This window comes from Mesorhizobium sp. M4A.F.Ca.ET.050.02.1.1, assembly GCF_003997725.1.
Lineage (GTDB): Bacteria > Pseudomonadota > Alphaproteobacteria > Rhizobiales > Rhizobiaceae > Mesorhizobium.
In genome coordinates this window covers 1-697 of sequence record NZ_RZSG01001371.1, presented here as the reverse complement: position 1 = coordinate 697, position 697 = coordinate 1, and the positions used below count along the sequence as shown (strand labels likewise).

The following is a 697-nucleotide window of genomic DNA, read 5'->3' as shown; positions in this document are numbered from 1 at the left end:
GGCTTGATGACCGATTCGATCTAGTTGCTGGGGCACTCTCTTCCACGCAAGAAAGGTCGATTGCATCTGGATGCGAGCTTGGACTCGACCCGTCACGTACGTACGGGTCATATAGGGAGATGGCGATCCGCGAGGCGCGGTTGAAGGACGGCATCGAGGCGGTCTCGATCGTAACGCCGAACCATTTGCATTATGATGCAGCCAAGGAATTCCTGCGGCGCGGCATTCATGTTATCTGCGACAAGCCGCTGACTTCCAACCTCACTGACGCGAAGAAGTTGAAGAAGGTAGCAGACGAGAACGGTGTACTGTTTATCCTCACCCACAATTACACCGGCTATCCGATGGTGCGGCAGGCACGCGAAATGGTTCGGGATGGCGATCTCGGACAAATTCGCGTCGTGCAAGTGGAATATGCACAGGAATGGCTGACCCAAGCGGTCGAGCAGACCGGCGCCAAGCAAGCCATGTGGCGCACCGATCCGTCCCAGTCGGGTGCCGGCGGTGCGATCGGAGATATCGGCACACATGCCTATAACCTCGCCGACTTCGTTACTGGCTTGACCTTGACAAGCCTCGCCGCCGATCTCGATAGTTTTGTCGGGGGCCGCCGTCTCGACGACAATGCACATGTGATGTTGCGATACGAGGGTGGCGCCAAGGGTATGCTTTGGTGCAGCCAGGTAGCGCCTGGCCA

1 protein-coding gene is annotated in these 697 nt (G+C 57.7%); it reads left to right on the top strand.

Translation table 11 applies throughout. The features are described from left to right. The coding region (locus EOA33_RS37575) for a Gfo/Idh/MocA family oxidoreductase (protein ID WP_145989598.1) at positions 1-697 on the top strand (697 nt) is incomplete at both ends.